Source organism: bacterium (genome assembly GCA_020440705.1).
Lineage (GTDB): Bacteria > Krumholzibacteriota > Krumholzibacteriia > LZORAL124-64-63 > LZORAL124-64-63 > JAGRNP01.
In genome coordinates this window covers 18,326-39,469 of record JAGRNP010000022.1, presented here as the reverse complement: position 1 = coordinate 39,469, position 21,144 = coordinate 18,326, and the positions used below count along the sequence as shown (strand labels likewise).

Sequence of the window (21,144 nt, the reverse complement as noted above, 5' to 3'; positions counted from 1 at the left end):
GGGCCCTACTTCTCCACCGCGAGGGTGAGGGTCCTGATCTCCCGGCCCCGGGGGCCGACGAATTCGAGGCGGGCCACATAGAGCCCGCTGGCGAGGTCCGGCAACGTGAGGACGGCCTCGTTCACCGCGTCGGCGGTGACGTCCGTCTCGCGCGAGGCCACCAGCTCGCCCTCCAGGTTGAAGAGGGCGAAGCGCGCGGGCTCGGTGCCGGTGCTGTAGAACCGGATCTTCACATCATCGCCCCGCAGCGGGTTCGGGTACAGGTAAACCTGCTCCCGTTCGGCGGCGATGGGAGCCGCCGCGCCCAGGCCGCGGGCCACGGCGGCCGGCCACTGCAGGCGGCGGGCCAGGTCGGGCCGCGCCCAGGGCCAGTGGTGCCAGAACCAGACCGGGTACTCGAACACGGTCCACGCGCGTTCGGGCCGCTCCCCCAGCGCCGCCAGGACGGCCGCCCGCGCGGCGATGTGATCGGGAGTCGTGTCCCCGGCGTAGGGCACGAAGACCTGCCCGTGGTCCGGATGGACGTCGAGCACCCCGCCGGCGGCGTCCGCCGCCGCGGCGAGCCGGCCGGTCAGCTCGCCGTCCGGCAGGTCGAGGAAGTGCACGTCCGCCGCGGCGACGCCCAGGACGGCGCAGGCGGCGACGGCTTCGCCGCGGCGGCGCGCCACGAGCTCGTCGGCGGGCATCCGGGTCGCGTGGGAGGTGGCGCCGTCGGTCAGGAAGACCACGGACACGGGCACGCCGGCGCGCCGTTTCAGGGCGATCAGACCGCCGCAGCCGAGGGTCTCGTCGTCCTGATGGGGGGCGAAGACGAGGGCCGGGCGCGCGAGATCAGACGCATCGAAGGGCCGGCTCCTGCCCGCGGCGATCGCCTCGACCAGCGAGATCGCGATGCCGCGCAGGCCAGCCACGTCAGGCGCCGGCCCGCGGGGCGCCGTCCGCCCGCCAGCGGGCCTGCTGGAAGATGATGCCGAAGCGCGGGTCGACGCCGCGGCCGGTGCCGTAGTAGTCCGAGGTCTCGACGTCCATCAGGACGCAGTTCTCGAGCAGGTCGAAGTCCTTGCTGTCCGGGCCCTTGAGCCAGGCCGTGAGGTAGTAGCGACCGGGCATCAGGTTGAGGAAGTCGATGTCCAGGTCGTACACGTGCGCGCCCGGCGCCACCCGCGGCAGGCTCGGCCCCGTCATCCAGTTGTTCGTGATCGACAGCAGCATGCCCAGCTCGTTGCGGATCTCCAGGCCCACATGCAGGTCGCGCACCTCGGTGCGGGCCTCGGTGCTCAGCCGCACGGTGAGCGCGTCGCCCGAGCGGATGAAGTTCTTGGTCTGGCCCGCGCCGTCGAGGAAGTCGACACCGGCCAGCCGGATCTCCCCCGTGCCGTGGCGCGAGTCGATCTGCGCCAGGTCGGCGCCGCCGCCCTGCGAGGTGGAGAAGGTGCCCATGTAGGCGCGCACGACCTCCTCCGCGGGGCCGTCCATGCGCACCTGGCCCTTGTCGATCCAGATCACCCGCTGGCACAGGTTCTCCACGGCGGCCATGTTGTGGGAGACGAAGATGACGGTGCGCCCGCCCCCGCGCAGGTCGTCCATGGTCTGCAGGCACTTCTTCTGGAACTCGGCGTCGCCCACGGCGAGCACCTCGTCGACGAGCAGGATGTCCGGCTCGAGGTGGGCCGCCACGGCGAAGCCGAGCCGCAGGCGCATGCCCGAGCTGTAGCGCTTGATGGGCGTGTCGATGAAGGCCTCGACGCCGGCGAAGGCCACGATCTGGTCGATCTTCGCGGTGATCTCGTCGCGCTTCATGCCCATGATCGAGCCGTTCATGTAGATGTTCTCGCGGCCGGTGAGCTCCTCGTGGAAGCCGGTGCCCACCTCGAGCATGGCGGCCAGGCGCCCATGGACATCGAAGCCCCCGGAGGTCGGGTACGTGATGCGCGAGAGCACCTTGAGCAGGGTGCTCTTGCCGGCGCCGTTGCGGCCGACCAGGCCCACGACCTCGCCCTGGTCGATGCGGAAGCTGATGTCCCGCAGGGCCCAGATCGACTCGATCTCCCGGCGCGACCGCCCGCGGGCGTTGCGCACGAAGTTCACGAGGGCCTCGCGCAGCATGGTGTCCCCCTGGAGGAACTCCCCCAGCCGGTACTGCTTGCAGATGTTCTTGACGTCGATGGCGACCATGTCCGCGGCTCCCGCTCCCGGCTCAGATGACGTCGGCGAACTCGCGTTCCGCGCGGCGGAAATGCACGAGGCCGGCGATCAGGATGACGAGACCGATCCCGACGGAGATGCCCAGGGTCTCCCAGTTGACCGGGCGGTCCGGCAGGGCCAGCGAGCGGAAGGCGTCGATGACCCCGGTCATGGGATTCATGAGGCTCAGGAAGCGGAACTTCTCGGGGATGATGCTCGTCGGGTAGATCAGCGGCGTCAGGAACATCCACATCTGCAGGATGAACGGGATGGCGTACTTGATGTCGCGGTAGCGCACGTTCAGGGTCGCGAGGATGAGGCTCACGCCGAGCGTGACCATGGTCAGGGGCACCAGCATCAGGGGCCACAGCAGGAAGGTCCACACCAGGGGCACGCCGTAGACGAGCATGATCACGACGCCGACGACGGCGCCGATCAGGAAGTCCGGCAGCAGGCTCAGGACACCCGCGGTGGGGATCACCAGCCGCGGGAAGTAGACCTTCGTCAGCAGCTGGCTGTTGTTGACCAGGCTGTTCGAGGCGTACGAGGTGGCGCCGGAGAAGAACGTCCAGCCCACCATGCCCAGATACGCGAACACCGGATAGGGCACGCCGTCGCTGGGCATCTTGGCCATCTTGCCGAAGAAGAGGAAGAAGATCAGGGTCGAGACCAGCGGCTGGATCACGGCCCAGGCCACCCCCAGCAGGGTCTGCTTGTAGCGCACCTTCAGGTCGCGCCACACCATGAACATGAGCAGTTCCCGGTACTGCCAGAACTCGCCGAATGAATCGCGCTGCATGTCTCCATCTTCCGGTTGTGGCCGGGAGCCGCCGGACTCGGGTGGCGGACGTCGGCCATGGCTTCAAACGCCTATCGTATCGGCACTTCCATGGGCGGATTTAGAAGCGAACGCCAGCGGCGCCGAATCAGGAAAACAGGTCGGCCAGGGTGCGGGCCCGGGCCTCCCAGGTGAACACCTCGCGGGCGCGCCGCAGGCCGGCCGCTCCCAGTTCGTCGCGTCGCGCCGCGCTCTGCAGGCAATCCAGCAGGTCGGCCGCCAGCCCTGCGGCATCGCCGGACTCCCGCAGATGCCCCGTTTCCCCGGGCACCACGATCTCCGGCATGCCGCCGATGCGGGTGGCCACCGCCGGCAGGCCCGTGGCCATGCCCTCGACCAGGCTCATGCCGAATGACTCGCTGAACGACGGATTCGCCAGCACGTCGCTGCGGCGGTACCAGTCGCACAACTCGGCCTGGGGGACGCCGCCCACGAACGTCACGTGCCCCGCCAGGGGCGACCGGCCCGCCCGTTCGCGCAGGTAGGCCTCGTAGTCGGTGCACACCTGGCCGTCGTAGTAGGCCGCCAGCGCCTGCACCTTCGGATCCTCGCTGATGCCGACGATGTAGGCCAGGGGCAGGGCCCCGAGCGGTCCGACCAGGTCCAGATGGGCGTCCGGCCGCTCGGCCACCACCCGCTCCATGGCGTCCAGGAGGGTGTGGATGCCCTTCTCGGGCGAGACCCGTCCGACAAAGACGATGCGGGTCGGCCGCGCGTCGCCGCGGGGCTCCCCGGGCGAGAAGCGCTCGTCGTCGTAGCCGTTGTAGAGCGTGTGGCAGCGGTCGGCGATTTCGGGGTACCGGTCCCTGATGAGCCGGGCGATGTAGCCGCTCGAACCGGTGATCAGATCGACGTCCTGCACGCGGCGACGCACCGCGGCGGGCGGAAACTGGGTCAGCCACTCGCACTGCATCTCGAGGGCGAAGCGCGAGCGGGGCGCGCGGCGCTTGAAGAGCGGCATGAACTGGGAGAAGTTCAGCACGTGGACCCAGTCGTAGTTCCCCCGCGCCAGGCCCCCGGCCACCCGACCGGCGTAGCCGCGGTAGTAGTGGTCCGACGCCACGATGGCGGACTGGGGGAAACGGTTGGGAAACCGGCCGAGGAAGTCCAGCACCGGCGTGTCCGGCCAGTCGGACACGAACCGGTAGGTGATCCCGTCGTCCGGGACGTTGGCCGGATCGTTGTGGCGCGCGTTGACGAAGATCGTCACGTCGTGCTCGGCGGCGAGCCGGCAGGCCGTGTGGTGGATGATCAGGCCGATCGAGTTCTGATGCGGGGGCAGCACCGGATCGATGGGTTGGGCCACGAAGGCGATGCGCATGGAATCGGTCCGTTTCCTGTTGGCGGTGTCCGGGGTCCGTGGGGGCCGGGGACACGGCCCCTCCCCCGAGGGAACCGTCCCGCGCCATGACAGGCGCATGATAAGACATGACCGGGACACGCGCCATGCCAATCGGCCGCGGCCCGGATCAGGGGCGGACGCCGGTCTCCGTCCCGCCGAAAACCGGCCCCCCACCGTCGCGTTCGCCCATTATGAACAAAGAAAGTCGGTTCCAAGAGTTCACGATTCCGCGAGAGACCGGCCCAAGATGATGGGCCGCAATCGCCTGTCGAACCCGCCACCGTCCCATTTTTGACCCACCACAGCCGCATATTTTTTTGATCTATAGGAATATTTTTCTGCCTTTTTTCGGCGGTTCGTGTATAATCGATCCCTGCGACCTGAAGAAGTGCCGGGCCGAAGAGGAAAAGCCGGGCACGGGGGATCGGGTCGCCGAGAGTTGCAAGACCCGCGTGAACCGCATACGAACCGAACCGACCGGGGCCCCGCACAAGCCACCGGTCCGGCGTATCGGACACGGCGCCGCCGGATGCCGGCGAACGGGTCCCGGATCTCCTCATCGGCAGGAACGGATACGATGATCAAGCACGCGATTTCAAGGATGATCGGTCGGTGGTCCCTGACGGCCCTCGCCCTGGTGGCGGTGGCCGCCGTGGCCGGACCTGCCGCCGCCCAGTTCGCCCCCGACGATTTCAACGGGTGCGCCATCGACCCCGTCTGGACCTTCTTCGACCCCCTGTCCGACGGGGGCGCGGTGGGCCTGCAGGGCGGCTACTCCGACGATGCGGTGCTGACCATCTCCGTGCCGGGCGGCGCGCCCCACGAGATCTGGCAGACGAACGTCGACGCCCCGCGGCTCATGCAGCCGGTGACCGACACCGACTTCACCGCCGAAGTCAAATTCAATTCCTTCCTCGACGTGGCCGAGTCCCAGGAGGGCATCGTCGTGTACCAGGACAGCAGCAACTGGCTGCGCCTGGAGATCTACCGCGACGGCGCCGGCGAGGCGCGGCTGGCCGCCCTCGGCGGCCCCACCACGGTCTTCGCCGACGCGGCCGTGCCCGGCGGCAACAGCGGCCCCCTGTACCTGCGCGTCGTGCGCACCGGCGACTCCTGGACCCTGTCCTGGTCCCTCGACGGCACCGCCTGGACCGTCGGCGCCGGACCCTTCACCTACGCCTTCGCGCCCAGCGAGGTCGGCGTCTATGCCGGCAACCGCGGCGCGACGCCCCTGGCCCACACCATCGAGGTCGACTACTTCACCAACACCGCCGGCGCCCCCGTCGACGAGGACGTCGAGCGGGCCCCGCTGGACGTGACCATCGTCGGCACCGGCCTCGTCCAGAAGGCCCTCGACCTGGCCAGCTACGCCTGCGCCCAGGTGGAGACCCTGACCGCCGTCGACCAGCCCGGCTGGGCCTTCTCCGGCTGGACCGGCGACGTCGTCAGCACCCAGAACCCCCTGCCGGTGACCATGAGCGGACCGGCCGCGATCACGGCCAATTTCGCCGTCATCCCGCAGCACGACCTGACCGTGACCCTCGTCGGCGGCGGCGCCTACCAGCTCGACCCGCCGGGCGGCACCTACAACGAGGGCACCGTCGTGACCGTCACGGCCGTGGACACGCCGGGCTGGGCCTTCAACTCGTGGTCCGGCGACCTGACCGGGACGACGAACCCGCAGACCGTGACCATGGCGGCCGACCGGTTCGTGACCGCCACGTTCGACTCGATCATCACCTACACGCTGACGACCGATCCCGGCCCGGCCGGCGGCGCCATCGTGCTCAACCCGGCGGGCGGCGTGTACAACGCCGGCGCCGCGGTGACGGTCACCGCCGTGCCCGACCTGGGCTACGCCTTCGACGGCTTCACCGGCGACCTGACCGGGACCACGAACCCGCAGGTGCTGACCATGGACGCGGACAAGTCCGTGGCCACGACCTTCACGGCCCTGCCCCCGCGCCTGCTGACGGTGAACGTCACCGGCCAGGGCGCGGTGGCCATCGATCCCGACCAGCCGAGCTACCTGTCGGGTACCCCGGTCGCCCTGACGGCCACGGCCGACCCGGGCTGGTACTTCGCGGGCTGGACCGGCGACCACACCGGCATCGCGCCGGCCGACACGGTGATCATGGACCAGGACCGGACCATCGAGGCGGTCTTCACCCTGATCCCGCCCATCGTCTTCGACGACGACTTCAACGGCTGCGACCTCGACCCGGTGTGGACCGTGGTCGACCCCTACGGCGACGGCGGCACGGCCGCGCTCGTCAACGCCTACACCGACAGCGCCGCGGTGGCCATCAGCGTCCCCGGCGGCAGCGAGCACGAGATCTGGAACGGTTTCCTCGGCGCGACGCACATCCTGCAGCCGTCGCCGAACATCGACTTCGTGCTGGAGACCAAGTTCGACTCGAACCTGCCGCACGTCTTCGATCAGGAAGGCATCCTGATCAAGCAGGACGACACGACCTGGATCCGCGCCGAGTTCTTCCGCGACAGCCTCGGCCTGCTCAGCGTGGCCGTCGACCGCGGACCGAACCTCTCCACGCACAGCGAGTACCTGCCCAACGGCGTCGAGGGCCCGCTGTGGATGCGGCTCGAGCGTTCGGGCAACTACTTCACCCAGAGCTGGTCGAGCGACGGCGTGACCTGGAACCTGGCCGGCACGCCCTTCGCCTACGACATGACCGTGACCGCGACCGGCCTCTTCGCCGGCAACCGCGGCGCCAACCCGCAGGCCCACACGGTCCTCGTCGACTACATCTCGAGCGCGTACGGCCCGCCGGCCGGCGAGGACGTCGACACCAATCCCCTGACAGTCTCCGTGGTCGGCGGCGGTCTCGTGCAAAGGGCTCTCGACCTGCCGAGCTACGCGTGCGCCCAGGTCGAGACCTTGACCGCCGTCGACCAACCGGGTTGGGCGTTCTCGGGGTGGTCGGGCGACGTGTCCGGCACCCAGAACCCCATCGCCGTGACCGTGGATCCGGGCACGACCGTCACCGCCACCTTCGTCGCGGTGCCGACCTGGAACCTCGACCTCACGCTGGTCGGCACCGGCGTCGTGACCCTCGACCCGCCGGGCGGCGTGTACAACACCGGCACCGTCGTGACGCTGGCCGCCGTCGACCAGCCGGGCTGGGCCTTCAGCGGCTGGAGCGGCGACCTCACGGGCGCCACCACGCCGACGACCCTGACCATGGACGCCGACAAGGCCGTGACCGCCACCTTCGCCGCGGTGGTCGTCCACACCGTGACCGTCGCCGCCCTGCCGGGCGCCGGCGGCAGCGTGGTCCTCGACCCGCCGGGCGGCTCGTACAACGCCGGCACCCAGGTCACCGTCACCGCCGTGCCCGCGGTGGGCTACGGCTTCGACGCCTGGAGCGGCGACCTGGCCGGTTCCGTGAATCCGCAGGTGGTGACCGTCGACGGCGACAAGACCATCAACGCCGGCTTCGCGCCCCTGGCCGAGTACATCCTGACCGTGAACACCACGGGCCAGGGCAGCGTGGTCGCCGATCCGGTCCAGACCACCTACTACGACGGCACCCCAGTGGCCCTGACGGCCACGCCCGACGCGGGCTGGGTCTTCTCGGGCTGGAGCGGCGACCTCACGGGCACCGCCAACCCGGACACGGTCCTGATGGACGACAATCGCGTCGTCACGGCGACCTTCACCCAGATCCCGTCGGTCGTCTTCGCGGACGACTTCAACGGCTGCGCCCTGGATCCGATCTGGACCGTCGTCGACCCCCTGAGCGACGGCGGCACGGCCATCACCGTGAACCCCTTCAGCGGCGACGCGCACGCGGCGATCAGCGTGCCCGCCGGCGCCGAACACGAGATCTGGAACGGCGCCATCAACGCGCCCCACATCCTGCAGACCGCCGTCGACACCGACTTCCAGATCGAGGTGAAGTTCGACTCCGACCTCGCCGCGGCCTGGTCCCAGGAAGGCATCCTGGTCCGCCAGGACGAATCGACCTGGATCCGTTCGGAATTCTACCGCGACGCGGGCCTGAACCTGCACGCGGCCCTCGTCTTCGGCCCGGACATCCCGGACCTCGACCTCGCCCTGCCCGGCACCGTCGCCGCCCCGCTGTGGATGCGCCTGTCCCGGACCGGCGACACCTTCATCCAGAGCTGGTCCGACGACGGCCTGACCTGGAACCAGACGGGCGCCCCCTTCGACTACGCCATGGTCGTGGGCGGGATCGGCGCCTACGCCGGCAACCGGTCCGGTTCCGCGCCGGCCCACACGGTGCTGGTGGACTACTTCAACAACGAGTTCGGCGCCCCGGTCGGCGAGGACCAGGGCCTGGCCTCCCTCGACGTGACCGTGGTGGGCGGCGGCCTGGTGACGCGCGACATCGATCTGCCGAGCTACGGCTGCGGCCAGGTCGTGACCCTGACCGCCGTCGACCAGCCGGGCTGGGCCTTCGCGGGCTGGTCGGGCGACGTCACGAGCACCCAGAACCCCCTGCCGGTGACCATGGACGGCGCCACCGCCGTGACGGCCACCTTCGTGGTCGTGCCCCAGTTCACGCTCACGACCGACGCCCTGCCGGTGACCGACGGCAGCGTGACCCTCGATCCGCCGGGCGGCACCTACAACCAGGGCACCGTCGTGACCCTGACCGCCGTGCCCGCGACCGGCTTCTCCTTCGACGCCTGGAGCGGCGACCTGACCGGGTCGGTCAACCCCGAGACCCTCGTCATGGACGGGAACAAGTCGGTCACGGCCGGCTTCCTGCCCCTGCCCAGCTACGGGATCGGCATCAACGTGGCCGAGGGCGGCATCGTGCAGCTCTCGCCCGACCAGCCCTCGTACCTGGCCGGGACCGAGGTGGTCCTGCAGGCCATCCCCAGCATGGGCTGGCAGTTCGTCGGCTGGAGCGGCGACCTGACGGGCACCGCCAACCCCGACACCATCATCGTCGACGCCGACAAGCTGATCACGGCGACCTTCGCCCCGATCACGCCCCTGCTGGTCTCGGATGACTTCAACTCCTGCACCCTGGACCCGGCCTGGATCGCGGTTGATCCCGCCGCCGACGGGGCGACCTTCACCATGGTCGACACCTGGACCGACGCCGCGGCCCTCGAGATCAGCGTGCCCGCCGGCAACGTCCACGAGATCTGGACCGGCTCATTCGACGCCCCGCGCATCATGCAGCCGGTGACGGACATGGACTTCCATGTCGAGGCCCGCTTCGACTCGAACCTGCCCGCCCAGGAGAGCCAGCAGGGCTTCCTGTTCTGGCAGGACACGGGCACCTGGCTGCGCGCCGGCTTCTACCGCAACCCGGCCAACGACCTGCGGGCCGAGATCGTCACCGGTCCGGGCAACGACGTGTTCGACGTCGGGCTGCCCGGCGGCTCCGTCGCGCCGCTCTACCTGCGCGTCAGCCGCTACGGCGACACCTTCGAGCTCTCGTGGTCGACCGACGGCACCATGTGGAACCTGTATCCCGGCGGCGCGGTCACCTATCCCATGAACATGGCCAGCGCCGGCGTCTTCGCGGGCAACCGCGGCCTGACGCCCCCGGCGCACACCGTCCGCATCGACTACGTGTCGGGCATGCCCCAGGCCCCGGCCGGCGAGGACGCGGCCCTGAACGCCCTCACCGTGAACGTGGTCGGCGCCGGCGCCGTCACCCGCGCCCCGGACCTGCCGAGCTACGGCTGCGGCGAGCTGGTCCAGCTGACGGCCGTGCCCGACCCGGGCTTCGCCTTCGCGGGCTGGAGCGGCGCCGTGTCCGGCACGACCAACCCCATCGACGTGGTCATGGACGGTCCGGACGCCGTGACCGCCACCTTCGTGGCCGCCACGGGCGCGATCATCGCGGCCGACACCGGCGGCGTGACCGGCCTGTCCACCGCCAACACCTGCGCGACGGCCATCCCGGTCACCATCACCCGCGACACGGCCGAGAACCTGCGGGCCTTCTCGGTCACCGTGGAACTGGCCGGTCTGGACCTCTGCAACGGCACGGCCAGCATCGCCGAGGGCACCTACCTGTCGGCCGCGGGCACCACGTTGTTCGACGTGGTCGACAACCTCGACGGCACCTGGCAGGTGGACGGCACCATCCTCGGGACCCCGTGCGGCGCCACCGCCGCCACGGGCGTGCTGTTCACCCTCGACGTGACCAACACCATCGCTGACGGCACCGGCACCATCACCCTCACCGGCCTCGACGTGCGCGACTGCGACGGCCTGGCCCTGACCGCCGTCGCCGGCACCCCGGCGACGATCGTCATCGACACGACGGCCCCGGCCGACGTCACCGCCCCGGTCGTGAGCCCGGTCCTGTCCGGCAACGCCGCGGGCGCCGTGACGGGCCTGAACGTGGCCTGGACCGCCGCCGCCGACCCGACCGCGGTCGAGACCCGCGTGTACCGGCGGGGCTTCGGCTCTTACCCCGAGTTCGACGACGCCGGCGGCGCGGTGCCGCCTCTCCCGGCCGACCCCGAGGCCGAGGGCTGGAGCCTGGCCGGCAGCGTCGCGGCGCCCGGGGCCGCCCTGGCCGACCTGCCGCCGGTCCGCGACCTGTGGTACTACTGCCTCGTGAGCGTCGACGCCCTGGGCAACCGCTCGGCGGGCCTGGTCGCGGGCGGCGAGCTGAACTACCTGCTGGGCGACGTCCGCGATCCCGGCAACGCCGGCGCCGACGGCGACAACGTGGTCGACGCCGCGGACATCTCCCGCCTCGGGGCAGGCTACGGCACCATCGCAGGCGACGGCCTGTACGACCCGGTCCTCGACGTGGGCCCGACCACGGACGCGAGCGTCCACGGCCGACCGCTCACCGACAACCAGATCAACTTCGAGGACCTGATCCTCTTCAGCCTGAACTTCGGTCTGGACGCCACGGCGCCGGCGGCGCTGCTGGCCCAGCCGGGCTTCCCCGTGGCCTCGGTCCCGGCGCCGGCCGCCTGGAACGGCGTGGCCTACGCCGTGCCGACGCTGCCCGCCATCGGCGAGACCTTCGTGGTCGAGTTCGTGATGTCGGCCGACGGCCGGGTGCAGGCGCTGCAGCTGCCGCTCAGCTGGAACCGGGACGCCGTGGAGCTGGTCGGCTTCGCCGGCGGCGACCTGCTCGCCGACCAGGGCGGCCAGTCGCTGGTCCTGTCGGCCAGCGCGGGCGTGATCGACGCCGCACTGGTCGGGCGCCGCAGCAGCGGCATCTCCGGCACCGGCACCCTGGTGCGCGCCACCTTCCGCGTCATCGGCGCGGGGTCGGCCGATCTGGCGCTCGGCCCGATCGTCGCCCGCGACGCCGACAATGCGCCGGTCACCGTCTCGAGCGACGGCGCTTCGGCCGTCGGTGAGGACATGGTGCCGCGCGTCTCGTCGTTGGGCACGAACTACCCCAACCCGTTCAACCCCATGACCACCATCGCTTTCGACGTGGCCAAGGGCGGTCGGGTGCGGCTGGCGATCTACAGCGTCGACGGCCGCCTCGTGCGGACCCTCGCCGACGAGCAGCTCGCCGCGGGACGCTACGAGCGGGTGTGGCGCGGCCAGGACGACGCGGGCCGACCGGTGGCCTCGGGCACCTACCTGTACCGCCTGGAGGGCCCGGGCTTCGCCCAGACCCGCCGGATGCTGCTGCTGAAGTAGCTCCGCAGTCGCGCCCGGACACGACGAAGCCCGGACCAGGCGGTCCGGGCTTCGTCGTGTCCGGGCGGGCTGCGCGACGGGGCGTCAGAGGTTGCAGATGGTGAAGCGGTACTTGCCGGACTTCTCCTGCCGGATCCGCTCGACCACGTGCAGGCGGATCTCCATGCGCTCGCCCAGCATCCCGCGCAGGGCCGCCGTGAGCTCCCGCGCCGTCGCCTCGTCGTAGCCGGCCCCCGGCACGACGTTCACGTCCAGGGCCAGGGGTTCGTCCTGGATGACCTGCATCTGGTGCAGGCCCGGGATGCGCGTCAGCGAGTTCTCGATGATGGAGATGCCCGCCACGCGGAAGCCGTCCGCGGCCTGCAGGTAGTCGGCGGTGCGCCCCGTGACCATCTCCATCAGCGGCAGGCCGCGGCCGCAGGCGCAGGTCCGGTCGCCCGGCACGCCCCGGTCGCCCACCTCGTAGCGGATCATGGGCATGCCGAAGTTGATCAGCTCGGTCACGACGATGCGACCGTCCTCGCCCGGGGCGCACGCCGTGCCGTCGTCGCGCAGGAACTCGACGATGTTGTGCTCGGCGTTCAGGTGCATGCCGTGGTGCTCCTCGCACTCGCAGCCGATGAGGCTCACCTCCTCGCAGCCGTAGCGGTTGGTGACCGGCCGGCCGAAGACCTCCTCGATCACCTTCCGCTCGTGCGGCATCAGCATCATGCTCGTGGCCACGATCCCCGTCGGCCTCAGTCCGTGGTCGCTGCCCCGCAGGGCCTCGGCCAGGATGAAGAGGGAATGGGCGTGCCCGAAGAGCAGGCCGGGGCGCATGCGGTGCCAGTCGCGCACGAAGGCGGCGATGGCCGCGTCGTCGATCTTCATGGTGTCGAGGTAGACCACGCGGTCCTTGCACGTGGTGCGCACATGGTTCTTGAAGGTCGCGGCCACGGGCGGGTTGCCCCAAACCGCGCCGTGGGCCTCGCCGAGGCGCCAGCCCGACCACTCGTCGCTGCGCAGGGCCGCCGCGTTGCGCTGCTCGATGCCCTGCCGGTCGCAGAACACGTGCAGCGACACGCCCGTCGAACCGCCGGTCTTGGCCGGCACGAGGTCGCCCTTGGCGTAGGCGGTCGACAGGATCGCGTCCAGGTGGTTGCGCACGTCGTCCTTGGTCAGCGGGGGCAGCGCGGCCAGGTCGGCGATGTCATGCACGGAGGCCGGATCGATGCCCACCGTCGCGAACCGCTCGCGATAGAACGGCGACGTGGCCGCGGCGTGGCGCACCATGCGATTCAGTCGCTCCGCCTGCAGGGCCAGGATGCGCTCACGCGGCCAGAACTGGCTGGCGCGCATCTCGCGCAGCGTCTTCAGCCGGATGCTCCCCTCGTACAGGTCCCAGAGCGGCTCGAAGACATGGCGCACCAGGGTGTCCGGTACCCTCACGGCGTGACCTCCCGTCGCGACGCGGCCCCGGCCGCGGCCAGGGCGTGATCGTAGTAGTCCTGGTGGGCCGCGACGCAGCGCGCCCAGTCGTAGCGGGCCGTCGCCTCGGCGCGCGCCGCGGCGGCCAGGCTCCGGCGCAGGGGCACGTCGGTGACCAGGCGGGCGAGGGCCGCCGCCAGGGCCGACACGTCGTCGGGCGGCACGAGCAGCCCGGTGCGGCCGTCGTCGATGGCCTCGCTGTTGCCCCCCACGTCCGTGGCGACCACCGCGCAGCCCCGGAACATGTACTCCAGCACGGCGTTGCTGAACCCCTCGGAGTCCGAGCAGATGACCCCCACCTGCAGGGAACCCAGACGGGCGGCCACATCGGCGACGCGACCGGCGAAGACCACGCGGTCGCCCAGGCCCTCGGCCCGGGCGAGTTCCTCCAGTTCGGGACGCAGGTGGCCGTCGCCGATCAGGTGCCAGGTCACGTCCGGATGCTCCCGCGCCACCAGGGCCGCCGCGCGCACGAAGAGGTCGGCCCGCTTCACGTGGCGGGTCAGGTTGCCGACGAGTCCCACGTGCCGGGTCGGGCCGTCGTGGTCGACGAACGGCAGCGCGGCCGTGTCGATGCCGTTGGGGATGACGGTGAATCGCGCGGGATCGAGGCCGTCGCTGGCCACGAAGGCGTCGCGCACGGCGCCGGCGTTGCACAGGAACCCGGTCATCAGGGGATAGACGCGCCCGAGCAGCAGCATCTGGGCGCGGGTGCGCCAGAAGCCGAGGTCGCGGAACGAGGCCACGCGCACGGGTACGCCGGCCAGGCGGGCCGCGGTGCCGGCGAAGGCGGTCGAGTCCTGGAAGAAGGTCTGCACCACGTCGAAGCGCTCGCGGCGCAGCAGGCGCGCCAGGTCGCCGAGGGCCTTGAGGCCTCCCGGCGCCACCAGGCGCGGCACGTGCCAGGCCAGATGCGGGCAGTCGGCGGGCGTCAGTTCGGCCGGGCTGGGCCGGATGGTCAGCAGGTGGGGCCGGTAGCGGTCGCGGTCGAGGCGGTCGACCAGCCCGGTGAGCTGCAGCTCGGTGCCGCCGCGCACGAGGGCATCGATGGCGTAGAGGACCTTGCGCGGCCCCCGCCCCCCCCTTGCCTGCCGCTCAGGCGCGCTCATGCTTGATGATCCGCCGGCGCGTCAGGGCCGAGAAGAAGGCGACGCTGCGGGCCACGTAGTAGATGAAGTACACCGCCGTGTTGAACAGCACGTGCACCGGCCCGCGGCCGTGGAACTTCAGGAACGACGACGCGAGGCACAGCCCCACGATTCCCAGGACCGCGGCTCCCGCCGCCCACGCCGGCCACGGCGCCGCGGCCGGCCACGCGAAGACACCGACCAGGCCCGCCACGAGCAGCAGGTGCAGGCCGAGGAAGATCAGGGTCGCCAGGGCCACCTTGGTCGTCAGGACCGTATGCAGGTTCGTCCAGTCGCCCCGGCCGTGCCAGGCCTCGCGGTCGAAGAACTGGCGCAGGGTGCGGGGCAGGCCGTTGTGCACCGCCCCCAGGGCCGGCACCGCGTGCAGGCGGGCGCCGGCGGCCTTGGCGTCGAGGCAGAAGCGGTAGTCCTCGCCGGTCTCCATGCCGGCGGGAAAGCCGCCCACGGCGTCGAAGAGCCGGCGCGTGGTGACGATGTGCCCGCCGCCGATGTGGGTCGGCGCCACCTCGTCGGCCTTGGGTGCGAACCAGTACTTCGCCAGCACGTTCATGCCCTCGGGCACCCGGCGCCGCGCGCCCGTCAGCTGCATCGGCTCCGTGTCGAGTCCGTCGAGCACGGCGGGCGCCGCCTCGGTCCAGGCCGGGGTCAGGGTCGTGTCGGCGTCGAGGAAGACCAGGATGCGCCCCCGCGAGCGGGCGACCCCCGCGTTGCGCAGGGCCGAGATGGTGGGCGCGTCGGGATACTCGAGGACGTCGGCCCCCGCCTCCCGCGCGATCCGCACCGTGTCGTCCTGCGAGCCGTGGTCGACCACGATCACCTCGCGGGCGTACCGCGCCGGAATGTGCTCCAGGGCGCAGCGCACCGTCGCCGCGATGTAGTCCTTCTCGTTGTAGGCGGGAATCACCACCGAGATGTCCGGCCCGTCCGAACGCGCCCCCTCCGGCGCCCCGCCCGTCATGCCGGGCTCCCGCTGCGCGCCCCGTCGCGCCACCAGGTCTGGAAGGCGAGCAGGGCGAAGAGGAGCTTGTCGTTGAGCTGCCGCCGGGCCAGGTGGTCGTCGACCGCCCCGCCCACGAAGGCCGGATCGAAGAGGCCGTCGCCGCGCAGCACCTCGGGCGCGAGCATGCGGTCGACCATGGGCCGCAGGTCACCCCGCAGCCACGCCGCCATGGGCGAGGCGAAGCCCTGCTTGCGGTGGTCGAGCACCGAATCGGGCACGATGCCCCGGGCGGCCCGGCGCAGCAGGTGCTTCTTCTCGGTCCCCTTGATCTTCAGCTCGCTGGGGATCTTCGCGCAGAACTCCACCAGCACGTGGTCGATCAGCGGCACGCGCAGCTCGAGGGAGTGGGCCATGCCGACCCGGTCGGACAGCGCCAGGATGTCCTCGGGCAGGTACATGTTGATGTCCTGGTACAGGGCCCGATCGAGGGCGTCGCCTTCGCCGAGCCGCTCGAAGTGCTCCCAACCCAGGGAGTCGACCCGGTCGAAGTCGATCTGCGCCGCGATCTCGGGGGCGTAGAGCCGGCGCCGCTCGGCCTGGGGCCGCACGCAGATGTAGCTCTGCCAGCGCCGGGCCAGATCCAGTTCGCCCGCGGCCACGAAGCGCTTGAGGTGGTTGATGCGGTAGTGGCCGCCCTTCTCCTCCTTGAGCGCGTTGACCACGGGCCGGATCACCCCCTGCCGCAGGAAGCCGGGAACGCGCCGGTACAGCTCGCTGAAGCGGAAGCCGAGGTAGCGCTCGTAGCCCGCGAAGTTCTCGTCGCCGCCGAGACCGGTCATGATGACCGTGACGGCCTTGGCCGCCTCCTCGCAGATGTGGAAGGTCGGGATCAGGCTGTCGTCGGCGAAGGGCTCGTCGAAGGCCGCGATGCCCGCGCGCAGGGCCCGCTCGATGCGGGGCTCGACCGCCGTCTCGGTGTGCCGCGTGCCGAAGGCCGCGCTCACCTCGCGCGCGTAGGGCGTCTCGTCGAGGAAGTCGCCCTTGGAGCCGGCGAAGCCCATGGTGAAGGTCCGGATGGCCTCCTGCGAGGATCCGGCCATGAGCGCCACGACGAGGCTCGAGTCGACGCCGCCGCTGAGGAAGGCGCCCAGGGGCACCTCGCTCATGAGCCGCAGGCGCACGGCCTCCTCGCTGATGGCCACCAGCTCGTCGACCAGCTGCCCGGGCCGCGCGCCCGACTTGGGCGCGAACTCCAGGTCCCAGTAGCGCCGGATCTCGGTGCGCCCGTCGCGCACGTGCAGGTAGTGGGCGGCCGGCAGCTTGCTGATGCCCGCGAACCCGGTCAGGGGCGCCGGGATGTAGCTGTAGGAGAAGTAGGCGTCGATGCCGGTCCAGTCGGGCTCGCGCGGCACGTCGTCCAGGGCGAAGAGGGCCTTGATCTCCGAGGCGAAGGCCAGGCGCTCGTCGGTCTGGACGTAGAACATGGGCTTGATGCCCAGCCGGTCGCGCACGAGGAAGAACTCGCCCGTGCGGGAGTCCCAGATGGCGAAACCGAACATGCCCCGCAGGTGCTGCACGCAGTCCACGCCGTGCTCTTCCCACAGGTGGACGATGACCTCGGTGTCGGTGTGGGTGCGGAAGGCGTGCCCGCGGGCCTTCAGCCCGGCCCGCAGCTCGTCGTGGTTGTAGATCTCGCCGTTGAAGACGATCCAGACCGTCTGATCCTCGTTGGCGATGGGCTGGTGCCCGCCGGCGAGGTCGATGATCGACAGCCGGCGCATGCCCATGGCCAGGGGGCCGTCGGCGTGGTAGCCGGCGTCGTCGGGCCCGCGGTGCACGATGGCGTCGCACATGCGCACGACCGGACCGGTCTCGGCCGGACGCCGCGGATCACGATTCAGGTAGCCGGCGATGCCGCACATCGGGGAGCCCCTCCGGTCCCGGGTGGGTGGTCACGGACGACGGGCGCCGTCCGGCGCCCATGATAAGTCATGTCCCGGTTTCGTCCACCGTCGGCCGAACCTGAATGAAGATCACGGGATACCGGTCAGGTCTTCGGGAAGAGGCGGTGCCGCATGGACTGCAGCCAGGACCCCTCGTAGACCCGCCAGAAGGCGTTGTTGAGGGCCGTGCGCGTCCGCATGGGCGCCCAGAGGACGATGGGCAGCAGGGTGCGCTGGGCCAGCATCTCGAACTTCTGCCAGGGCGTGGCCGGCGGGAACGCCGCACGCAGGAAGTCGTTCACCTTCAGGTCGAGCACCAGGTGCACGCGGGGCTGGTCGCCGTCGTTGCGCACGTAATGGACCTTGGTGAAGTTCACGTAGTGCAGCCGCCCTTCGCCCAGATGGTACTGCTTGCCCCCGACCGTGAAGATCACCCGGTCGTTGGTGATGATCGGGATGTGCAGGCGCACCTGGCCGAAGGCGATGTCCGACACCTCGTCGAAGGTGTCGCGGTGGGCCCGGATGATCGTGCCCGGCATCAGCTTCATGATGCGGATGCGCCCGTGGGGACACTGGAACGCGTCGAGGATCTCGCGGAAGTAGGGCAGCTCGTCGACGTACTTCGTCCGCTTGTACTCGCCGAAGCGCCCGATGCGCTGGGAGTCGACGCTGTTCGCCGAGCCGTCGTGGGTGACGAGGGGGATCGTCGTCCAGCCGTCGGCCAGGGCGGCGTCGTAGTGGTCGAGCCACTCCTTCCCCTCGAGGATCTCCAGTTCCGCCCGCATCCGTGCGAGGTCGAACGTCATGGGGAAACGATCGGTGAGGTCGGCGTACTGATACATGTCCACTTCCTGGCGCGTCCGGCGGGCGGGATCCGGACAAAACGGTCGCAAGGTGACAACGGGAGCTCGGGAATCCCCTCCAAGGCCCTCCATTTTAGCACGGGGGCGCACGAAGTGTCAAACCAGGCCGAAGTTTCCCTTCGGCAGGACTTGCGGAACGTTGACTTTGGATGTGATTTGATGATACGATTTTAACCGTTCGGGGGAACCTTCCACTCATGGCGATGAATCCGGAGTTCCGCATGTCGCGACCTGCCTGCATTCGGCGGTTTTCCGCCCCGTTGTCCGTGCTCGTCCTGGCCGTATTCCTCGCCGCGGGGGGCGCCGGCGCCGCCTGGTTCGTCGGTCCCGCCGGCGACGACATGGCCCCCGGCACGCGCGACCTCCCCTTCGCCACCCTCCAGTTCGCCATCGACGGCGCCGCCGTGGGCGACACCATCATCATGCTCGACGGCGACTACACCACGCCCGGCAACGTCGACGTGAGCTGGGCCAACAAGGGGCTGGTCATCCGCTCGGACAGCGGCGATCCGGACCAGTGCCGATTACTGTGCAGCGGTGGGACTGCGTTGCGGTTTGTGAACACGGACCCAGGTGCCGTTCACCATCTCTCTATTTCTGGACTTACTGTTGCAAACGCAGACACCGCTATATCAGCATCCCCTGGCGGTACGTGGTCAGGGTATCCAGTTACGAATTATCTCAATGTCCAGTCCTGCAGGTTGCGCAATGGACTGATTGGAATCTGGGTAATGGGTACAGAGATTACTTTGGCCGATACGTACATTTCAAATTTTTCGGATCGCGGAATCGGCGAGTATCGGGGCGGTTTCGGATTTGACATTCGCCGCTCCGTATTCCGTAACAATGGCGTAGGTCTAAAATTTTCCCAATATCTCTACTATGAAGACTCTCACATCGACTCGACCCAGTTCGTTGCCAATGGCGTCGGTATGTCGACGTGGACTGAATGGACTGCCATTCGGATTAGCCACAGCAGCTTCGACTCCAGTTACGCCGGCGAAGGCATCCGCTTAGGATCCGACTACGATCCGGTATATATCAACAACTCGTCTTTCCGGTTCAACGCTGGCGCGGGAATCGGCAACTATGGTGGAGGGGCCTTCCTCGCGGCGTCGGCCTGCACACTTTCAAACAACGGATTGAACGGGTTCGGCAGCCACAGCATGTACTCCAATATCAACTTCACAGACGTCGTGATCGAGAACAATGGCTTGTGGGGAATAGGCCCGTACGTCACGCCAACTGGAGCTGAGTTCGATGCCCAGGAGCGGCACTCCAGTCGCAAGGGCCGAAAGCTCATCAGCGCCGCAAGCCGCCTCGCCAATTGTCGGATTGCCGGCAACGACTCCGGCGGGGTTTTCCTGCGCGGGGACGTCGACATTGTCGATTTCGACAATGTGCTTATCACCGACAACCGCGGCCCGGGACTGGTCGTCACTACCCTCCGCCCTTCCCTCAGCGGTTATATCACCCGCACCACCATCGCCGGCAACGCCGGCGACGGCCTGCGCACCGCCGTGAACCTCGGCCTGGTCACGAACTCCCTGATCGCCGGCAACGGCGGCGCCGCCGTGGTCTTCGACGGCGCCGGCACCCTGACCATGGACTGCTGCGACCTCTACGGCAACCTGGGCGGCGACTGGACCGCGCCGATCATCGGCCTCTTCGACGGCATCGGGAACGTCACCCTCGATCCCCGCTTCTGCGCCGCCGACAACCCGCTCGAGCCGTGGAGCCTCAGCCGCGAGTCGCCCTGCCTCGACGGCAACAACCTCGGCTGCGGCCAGGTCGGCGCCACGCTCCAGGGCTGCGAGATCCCGCCGCTGATCACCGCCGTCACCGACATCGGCAACGACCAGGGTCGGCAGGTGCGCGTGGCCTGGCTGGGCAGCGGCCTGGACGCCCCGGGCAGCGGCACCGTCGTCACGGGCTACGCCCTGTACCGCCGGCAGGACGCCTGGAAGGCCTCGTCGCGCCCCGGGCCGGACGGCCGCAAGCTCGCCTTCTGGGACTACCTGTTCACCGTCCCGGCGCGGCAGGACGCGGCCTACCAGGCCGTCGCCCCCACGCTGTGCGACTCGACGATCAGCGACGGCCAGTGCTTCAGCACCTTCATGGTGTCGGCCATCACCGCCGATCCGGGCACCTTCTTCGATTCGCCGCCCGACTCGGGCTACTCGGTCGACAACCTGGCCCCCGGCGCGCCCGGCGGCTTCGTCGTGGCCTACGCGGCCGGCGGCAACACCCTGTCCTGGACGACCCCGTCGGCCCCCGACCTGAAGGGCGTCCGCGTCTTCCGGCGCGACCTCGATTCCGGCCCGCCGGCCCCCGGCACCGAACCCACCTTCCTCGCCACGGGCACCTCGTGGCTCGACTCGTCCCTGCCCCCGGGCACCTCCGCCTGGGACCACGAGTACTGGCTCGAGGCCGTCGACAAGTCGGGCAATCCCGGCCCCCTGGTGGCGCCGGACGGCACGACCGCCGCCCTCGAACAGGCCGCGGCCCCCCGCACGGTGCTCCACCCGGCGGCGCCGAATCCGTTCAATCCGGCCACCCGGCTGTCGTTCGACCTGGCCGCCGACGGCGACGTCGATCTGCGGATCTACGACGCGGCCGGTCGCCTCGTCCGCACCCTGCTGAGCGGCGAGTCGCGGATCGCCGGACGCCACACGATCGAATGGAACGGCCGCGACGACGCGGGCCGCAACGTGTCGGCGGGCGTCTACTACTACCGCATGCGCGCGGGCGACCGCGTCCTGGGCGGTCGGGCGACGCTGCTCAAGTAG

Annotated in this window: 11 protein-coding genes; 2 read left to right on the top strand and 9 right to left on the bottom strand. The window is 70.1% G+C overall.

Annotation, left to right across the window (positions count from 1 at the left end; genetic code table 11):
• Positions 1–5: 5 nt before the first annotated feature.
• The 4 genes from KDM41_05570 to KDM41_05555 form a co-directional block, all read right to left on the bottom strand.
• Positions 6–911 carry a PIG-L family deacetylase gene (locus tag KDM41_05570; protein ID MCB1182882.1) on the bottom strand — a complete coding sequence of 302 codons (906 nt, stop codon included), beginning with the start codon at positions 909–911 and terminating at the stop codon, positions 6–8.
• A 1-nt stretch (position 912) separates the two neighbouring features.
• The gene (locus KDM41_05565) at positions 913–2,175 is read right to left on the bottom strand and encodes an ABC transporter ATP-binding protein (protein ID MCB1182881.1); all 1,263 of its coding nucleotides are present in this window, start codon (positions 2,173–2,175) and stop codon (positions 913–915) included.
• 22 nt (positions 2,176–2,197) lie between these two features.
• Positions 2,198–2,983, bottom strand: a complete 786-nt coding sequence (locus KDM41_05560; GenBank protein ID MCB1182880.1) for an ABC transporter permease — start codon at positions 2,981–2,983, stop codon at positions 2,198–2,200.
• A 127-nt stretch (positions 2,984–3,110) separates the two neighbouring features.
• A complete protein-coding gene (locus KDM41_05555; protein ID MCB1182879.1) occupies positions 3,111–4,343 on the bottom strand; it encodes a glycosyltransferase family 4 protein in 1,233 nt (410 codons plus the stop codon).
• 622 nt (positions 4,344–4,965) lie between these two features.
• Between KDM41_05555 and KDM41_05550 the strand changes: the two genes are divergently transcribed.
• Positions 4,966–11,994: a DUF1349 domain-containing protein gene (locus KDM41_05550; GenBank protein MCB1182878.1), complete on the top strand. Its 7,029-nt coding sequence runs from the start codon at positions 4,966–4,968 to the stop codon at positions 11,992–11,994.
• Positions 11,995–12,078: 84 nt separating this feature from the next.
• Here the strand turns inward: KDM41_05550 and KDM41_05545 are convergent, their stop codons facing one another.
• The 5 genes from KDM41_05545 to KDM41_05525 form a co-directional block, all read right to left on the bottom strand.
• Positions 12,079–13,422, bottom strand: coding sequence for a phenylacetate--CoA ligase family protein (locus KDM41_05545; GenBank protein MCB1182877.1), 1,344 nt, complete (start codon positions 13,420–13,422; stop codon positions 12,079–12,081).
• Positions 13,419–14,570 (bottom strand): glycosyltransferase, encoded by a 1,152-nt coding sequence (locus KDM41_05540; protein ID MCB1182876.1) that lies wholly within the window; start codon positions 14,568–14,570, stop codon positions 13,419–13,421. The genes KDM41_05545 and KDM41_05540 overlap by 4 nt, the downstream gene beginning before the upstream one ends.
• Entirely contained in the window at positions 14,557–15,567 is a 1,011-nt protein-coding gene (locus KDM41_05535; GenBank protein MCB1182875.1) for a glycosyltransferase, read from the bottom strand. Before KDM41_05535 ends, KDM41_05540 begins: the two co-directional genes overlap by 14 nt.
• Positions 15,564–17,471, bottom strand: coding sequence for an asparagine synthase (glutamine-hydrolyzing) (asnB, locus tag KDM41_05530; GenBank protein ID MCB1182874.1), 1,908 nt, complete (start codon positions 17,469–17,471; stop codon positions 15,564–15,566). Before asnB ends, KDM41_05535 begins: the two co-directional genes overlap by 4 nt.
• A gap of 125 nt (positions 17,472–17,596) precedes the next feature.
• Positions 17,597–18,334, bottom strand: a complete 738-nt coding sequence (locus tag KDM41_05525) for an aspartyl/asparaginyl beta-hydroxylase domain-containing protein (GenBank protein ID MCB1182873.1) — start codon at positions 18,332–18,334, stop codon at positions 17,597–17,599.
• Positions 18,335–18,552: 218 nt separating this feature from the next.
• On the opposite strand from KDM41_05525, the gene KDM41_05520 reads away from it, so the two are divergent.
• Positions 18,553–21,144: a right-handed parallel beta-helix repeat-containing protein gene (locus KDM41_05520; GenBank protein ID MCB1182872.1), complete on the top strand. Its 2,592-nt coding sequence runs from the start codon at positions 18,553–18,555 to the stop codon at positions 21,142–21,144.

Coding starts and splice junctions, on each gene's coding strand:
- KDM41_05535 (MCB1182875.1), bottom strand. CDS start 15,567: ATGACGGGCGGGGCGCCGGAGGGGGCGCGTTCGGACGGGCCGGACATC.
- KDM41_05550 (MCB1182878.1), top strand. CDS start 4,966: ATGATCGGTCGGTGGTCCCTGACGGCCCTCGCCCTGGTGGCGGTGGCC.
- KDM41_05555 (MCB1182879.1), bottom strand. CDS start 4,343: ATGCGCATCGCCTTCGTGGCCCAACCCATCGATCCGGTGCTGCCCCCG.
- KDM41_05540 (MCB1182876.1), bottom strand. CDS start 14,570: ATGAGCGCGCCTGAGCGGCAGGCAAGGGGGGGGCGGGGGCCGCGCAAG.
- KDM41_05560 (MCB1182880.1), bottom strand. CDS start 2,983: ATGCAGCGCGATTCATTCGGCGAGTTCTGGCAGTACCGGGAACTGCTC.
- KDM41_05525 (MCB1182873.1), bottom strand. CDS start 18,334: ATGTATCAGTACGCCGACCTCACCGATCGTTTCCCCATGACGTTCGAC.
- KDM41_05565 (MCB1182881.1), bottom strand. CDS start 2,175: ATGGTCGCCATCGACGTCAAGAACATCTGCAAGCAGTACCGGCTGGGG.
- KDM41_05520 (MCB1182872.1), top strand. CDS start 18,553: ATGGCGATGAATCCGGAGTTCCGCATGTCGCGACCTGCCTGCATTCGG.
- asnB (MCB1182874.1), bottom strand. CDS start 17,471: ATGTGCGGCATCGCCGGCTACCTGAATCGTGATCCGCGGCGTCCGGCC.